The organism is Streptosporangium sp. NPDC006013 (genome assembly GCF_040614275.1).
In the GTDB taxonomy this organism is placed as follows: domain Bacteria; phylum Actinomycetota; class Actinomycetes; order Streptosporangiales; family Streptosporangiaceae; genus Streptosporangium.
On record NZ_JBEXUE010000607.1, the window covers coordinates 1 to 5,187 of the forward strand.

At 71.7% G+C, this 5,187-nt stretch carries 5 protein-coding genes; all 5 read left to right on the forward strand.

Annotation, left to right across the window (positions count from 1 at the left end):
* Nucleotides 1-160: 160 nt before the first annotated feature.
* The 5 genes from ABZ260_RS45955 (at nt 161) to ABZ260_RS45975 (ending at nt 5,130) form a co-directional block, all read left to right on the forward strand.
* Nucleotides 161-802 (forward strand): response regulator transcription factor, encoded by a 642-nt coding sequence (locus ABZ260_RS45955; protein ID WP_355630839.1) that lies wholly within the window; start codon nt 161-163, stop codon nt 800-802.
* A gap of 171 nt (nt 803-973) precedes the next feature.
* Nucleotides 974-1,456 carry a general stress protein gene (locus ABZ260_RS45960; RefSeq protein WP_355630842.1) on the forward strand — a complete coding sequence of 161 codons (483 nt, stop codon included), beginning with the start codon at nt 974-976 and terminating at the stop codon, nt 1,454-1,456.
* A gap of 152 nt (nt 1,457-1,608) precedes the next feature.
* A complete protein-coding gene (gene dnaK / locus ABZ260_RS45965; protein ID WP_350966017.1) occupies nt 1,609-3,516 on the forward strand; it encodes a molecular chaperone DnaK in 1,908 nt (635 codons plus the stop codon).
* A complete protein-coding gene (locus tag ABZ260_RS45970; protein WP_355630847.1) occupies nt 3,509-4,168 on the forward strand; it encodes a nucleotide exchange factor GrpE in 660 nt (219 codons plus the stop codon). Before dnaK ends, ABZ260_RS45970 begins: the two co-directional genes overlap by 8 nt.
* On the forward strand, nt 4,165-5,130 hold the full coding sequence (locus tag ABZ260_RS45975; RefSeq protein WP_355630850.1) for a DnaJ C-terminal domain-containing protein: 966 nt from the start codon (nt 4,165-4,167) through the stop codon (nt 5,128-5,130). Before ABZ260_RS45970 ends, ABZ260_RS45975 begins: the two co-directional genes overlap by 4 nt.
* The last annotated feature ends 57 nt before the right edge of the window (nt 5,131-5,187 follow it).

The following is a 5,187-nucleotide window of genomic DNA, read 5'->3' on the forward strand; positions in this document are numbered from 1 at the left end:
GCGCCGCCGCGGGGGCGGGCACCGCGCCGTGGACGACTCACGCCGGTGCCGGGGCCGGGGCGGATGCGGGGGAGGCGGCGCGCGACCGCGACCCGGTCCCGCACCGGCGGGAGAGGTGCCGGGGAGCGCGGGCGGGTTCGAGGGAAGCGGGGGTGCCGAGGTGACCGTGCGGGTGCTGGTGGCCGACGACCAGACGGTGGTGCGCGAGGGGCTGGTGCTGCTGCTGGGGCTGCTGCCCGGCATCGAGGTCGTCGGCGCGGCGGCCGACGGCGGGGAGGCGGTCCGGCTCGTCGGCGAGCTCAGGCCCGACGTGGTCCTGATGGACCTGCGGATGCCCCGCATGGACGGGGTGGAGGCGACCCGCAGGATCAGGGCGGCTCACCCGGAGGTCCATGTGGTGGTCCTGACGACGTACTCCGACGACGAGTCGGTCTTCGCCGCGCTGGGCGCCGGGGCTCGGGGCTATCTGACCAAGGACACCGACGCCGAGTCCCTGGCCTCGGCCATCGCGACCGTGGTCGAGGGGCAGGCCCAGTTCGACCCCGGTATCCAGCGGCGGCTGGCCGAGGCGGTGACCGTGAACCGCCGCGCGCCGGACCTGCCCGACGGGCTCACCCGCCGGGAGAGCGAGGTGCTGCGGCTGATAGCGGCGGGCTGCTCGAACGCGGAGATCGCCGGAGAGCTGTTCGTCTCCGAGGCGACGGTCAAGACCCACATCAACAACCTCTTCGCCAAGGCGGGACTGCGCGACCGTGCCCAGGCCGTGACGTACGCCTTCCGGCACGGTCTGGGACCTGACTGACCGCAACGGCGCCGGGGTCGGAGACGACGGTGAGGCGGGGTGGCCAACAGGGTGGCGGGGCGGGGTACGAAGGAGATGACTGTCAGATCTGGGGATGTGGGGGCGCCGTCCCCAGAGGCACGGTGAGCGGGTAAGGATCCACTTCGCGGGTACCCGTTGAAGGGAAGTGCCATGCCATCGGATGTCACCTTGAAGGCCCATGAGGCGGTGGCGGGTTTCGGCACCTACGCCGAGGCCCAGCGTGCCGTGGACCAGCTCTCCGACCAGAAGTTCCCGGTCGAGCACACCCTGATCGTCGGAGTCGGACTCCGGCTCGTCGAGAGGGTGCTCGGGCGGCTGACCTACCTTCGCGCCGCGTGGATGGGAGCCGGTGCCGGTGCCTGGTTCGGCCTGCTGATCGGCCTGTTCTTCGCGATCTTCACTCCGGGCCGCTTCCCCTTCGTCCTGGTCCTGTGGGGCCTGATCTGGGGTGCCGTGGCCGGCGCGATCTTCGGATTGATCGGCCACGCGCTCACCGGGGGCAAGCGTGATTTTCTTTCGTCGAGCTCGATCGTCGCCGACCGCTACGAGGTACTGGTCGAGACCCCGTACGCGGCCGAGGCGCGCAGGCTGCTCAACGTGGGCATGTCCCCGCAGACGCCACAGCAGATCTGATCGGCGCTCCCTGAGCAGGGCCCGCACCGCCGTGCCGTGCCCGCCACCTGGATCACCGGCCTCACCGGGGCGTGGAGTGATCAGGCCCGAGGATCGGGGCGGCGATGCCGTCCGGCGAGTGTCGTTCCCGTTATGTCGCACAGGAGATCAGCATGCCTAAAACAGTTGGAATCGACCTCGGCACCACCAACTCGGTGATCGCCACGATGGAGGGCGACAAGCCCACGGTGATCCCCAACGCCGAGGGGGTGCGGACGACGCCGTCGGTCGTGGCGTTCACCGAGAACGGTGAGCGCCTGGTCGGGCAGCTTGCCCGCCGCCAGGCGATCCTGAACCCCAAGGGAACGATCTACTCGGCCAAGCGCTTCATCGGCCGCCGCTACGACGAGGTCACCAGCGAGATGAACGCCGTCTCGTTCGACGTCGTCCCAGGTCCGGACGGTGCCGTCCGCTTCAAGATCCACGAGAAGCTGTACGCGCCGGAGGAGATCGCCGCGGCCGTGCTGCGCAAGCTGGTGGACGACGCCTCGAAGTTCCTGGGGGAGAAGATCACCGAGGCGGTCATCACCGTGCCCGCGTACTTCAACGACTCCCAGCGTCAGGCCACCAAGGACGCGGGGAAGATCGCCGGCCTGGAGGTCCTGCGGATCGTCAACGAGCCGACCGCGGCGGCTCTCGCCTACGGCCTCGATCGCAAGGAGAACGAGACCGTGCTCGTCTTCGACCTGGGCGGCGGCACCTTCGACGTCAGCATCCTCGCCATCGGCGACGGCGTCGTCGAGGTACGGGCGACCGCGGGCGACACCCATCTGGGCGGTGACGACTTCGACCGGCGCATCGTCGACCACCTCGCCGACGAGTTCCAGCGGGACAACGGCATCGACCTGCGCCAGGATCCCCAGGCCCTGCAGCGGCTCTTCGAGGCCGCGGAGAAGGCCAAGGTCGAGCTGTCGGCGGTCAGCCAGACGCAGGTCAGCCTGCCCTTCATCACGGCGGACGCCTCGGGCCCCAAACACCTGAACGCCACGCTGCGGCGCTCCACCTTCGAGGAGATCACCGCCGACCTGCTCGAACGGTGCAAGCCCCCCATCCAGCAGGCCATGGCCGACGCCAAGCTCACCGCCGACGACATCGACGAGGTGATCCTGGTGGGCGGCTCGACCAGGATGCCCGCGGTGCAGACCCTGGTACGCCGCATGACGGGTGGCAAGGACCCGAACATGACGGTCAACCCCGACGAGGTCGTGGCGCTGGGCGCGGCGGTCCAGGCCGCCGTCATCAAGGGCGAGCTGAAGGACGTCGTGCTGCTGGACGTGACGCCGCTCTCCCTCGGCATCGAGACGCTCGGCGGGGTCATGACGAAGGTCATCGAGCGCAACACCACCATTCCGGCCCGCCGGTCCGAGGTGTTCAGCACCGCGGAGGACAACCAGACCGCCGTGGACGTCGCCGTGCTGCAGGGCGAGCGCGAGCGCGCCGCCGACAACCGTTCCCTCGGCCGGTTCCGGCTGGAGAACATCAGGCCCGCTCCGCGCGGCGTGCCGCAGGTCGATGTGACCTTCGACATCGACGCCAACGGGATCCTGAACGTCTCCGCCAAGGACAAGGACACCGGTGCCGAGCAGCGCATCACGATCAGTGAGAGCTCGAACCTGGACACCGGCGAGGTCGAGCGGATGGTCGCCGACGCCGAGCGGCACCGCGAGGAGGACCAGCGGATGCGGCAGGTCATCGACGCGCGCAACGAGCTCGACAGCGCCGCCTACCAGGTGGAGCACCGCCTGGCCGAGCTGGGTGAGTCGGTGCCCGTCCATGAGAAGGCGCGGGGCGAGATGCTGGTGAACGACGCCCGCGAGGCGATCAAGCAGGAGGCCCCGCTCGACCGGGTCCGCTCGCTCACCGCCGAGCTGCAGCAGGTCTACCACAGCCTCGGCGCGTCGGCCTCCGGTGCTTCCGGCCCGGGCGCCCCGGGGGAGGGCGCGTCCGGGGCTCCGGGCGGCCAGGCGGGTGGCGGCAGGGACGACGACGTCATCGACGCGGAGTTCACGACCGATGAGTGAGGCAGCCGGGCAGGGCGGTCACGTCCCCGGTCATGAGCCGGATCCGCGTGGCCAGGAGCCGCGGGCCCAGGGCCGGCACGGCGGCCAGGAGGAACACGGTAGGAAGGCCCATGCGCGAGGGACGCGCGGCAAGGAAGCGCATGGTCAAGAGCAGCATGCCCAGGAGGCGCGCGGGGAGGCAGGGGCCGCCCCGGCCGATCTCCAGGCCCGGGTCGAGGAACTCCAGGCCCTGGTGACCGACCTGCAGGACCGCTGGCGGCGCGCCCTCGCCGACCTCGACAACCTGCGCAAGCGCGTCAGCAGGGACACCGGGCGGATGCGGGAGGAGGAGCGGGCACGGGCCGCCGCCGAGTGGCTGCCCGTGCTGGACAACCTGGACCGCGCGCTGGAGCACGCGGAGACCGACCCCGCCTCCATCGTCGACGGGATGCGGGCGATCAGGGACCAGGCGCAGGAGGTGCTCTCCCGCCTCGGCTACCCACGCCGCGACGACGCCGGCGCCACGTTCGACCCGGCCAGGCACGAGGCGGTGGCCGTGCTCCCGCAGGAGGGCGTGCCCGACGGCACGGTCCTGCAGGTGGTGCGGCCCGGCTACGGAGACGGCGAGCAACAGCTACGGCCCGCGCTGGTCGTGGTGGCCAAGGGGGAATGATGCCCCCCGACCGCGACTTCTACGAGATCCTCGGAGTGCAGAGGGGCGCGAGCCAGGAGGAGATCCAGCGCGCCTACCGCAAGCTGGCGCGGGTCAACCACCCCGACGTCAACAAGGACCCGGCCGCCGAGGACCGCTTCAAGGAGGTCTCCGAGGCCTACAGCGTGCTGTCCGACCCCGCGACCCGGCGCCGCTACGACACGTTCGGGCCGAACTTCCGCCAGGTGCCCGAGGACGTGGACCCCGAGACGTGGGCGCGCGACCAAGGCCGCCGTGCGCGTGCCGGCGCGGGGGCGGGGGCGGGCCGTGCCGGCTGGGGCAGGGCCGGAGAGCAGGCCGGCTTCGGGGAGGGGATCGACCTCGACGACCTTCTCGAAGGGCTGTTCTCCGGACGGGGAGCGCGGGGAGGCAGGGCCGGTGGAGGCTGGGGGCCGATCCCCGGCGCCGACCAGGAGGCCGAGATCGAGCTGACCGTCGAGGAGGCCTACCGGGGCGGCCGCCGCTCGATCACCGTCGGCTCGCGCAGGCTGCAGATCGAGATTCCCGCAGGCGTCTCAGACGGGCAGCGCATCAGGCTGGCCGGGCAGGGGGGAAGGGGCGGCGACGGGGCACCCGCGGGCGACCTCTACCTGATCGTCAGGATCGCGCCGCACCCCCGGTACCGGGTCGAGGGGCGAGACATCCACGTCCTGCTCCAGGTCACCCCGTGGGAGGCGGCGCTCGGCGCCTCCGTCGCGGTCGACACCCCCGCGGGCGAGGCCAAGGTCAAGGTGCCGGCGGGCACCTCCAGCGGCAAGCGGCTGCGGCTGCGCGGCCGGGGGATGCCCAGTCCCCGGAACAAGGCGGGTGATCTGTACGCCGAGGTGCGGATCATGGTTCCGGCCCGGCTGTCGGAGGAGGAGCGGCGGCTGTTCGAGCAGCTCGCCGCCGTCTCCACGTTCGATCCGAGGAGACAGCGATGACCCACCCCTTCCCGGAGCGCAGGCCGCCCCACCCGGGGGCCCGGCAGGCCGCGCCCC

What these genes read in the sequence shown, in the direction of transcription:
- ABZ260_RS45975 (WP_355630850.1), top strand. Translation starts at nt 4,165, where the DNA reads ATGATGCCCCCCGACCGCGACTTCTACGAGATCCTCGGAGTGCAGAGG.
- dnaK (WP_350966017.1), top strand. Translation starts at nt 1,609, where the DNA reads ATGCCTAAAACAGTTGGAATCGACCTCGGCACCACCAACTCGGTGATC.
- ABZ260_RS45970 (WP_355630847.1), top strand. Translation starts at nt 3,509, where the DNA reads ATGAGTGAGGCAGCCGGGCAGGGCGGTCACGTCCCCGGTCATGAGCCG.
- ABZ260_RS45960 (WP_355630842.1), top strand. Translation starts at nt 974, where the DNA reads ATGCCATCGGATGTCACCTTGAAGGCCCATGAGGCGGTGGCGGGTTTC.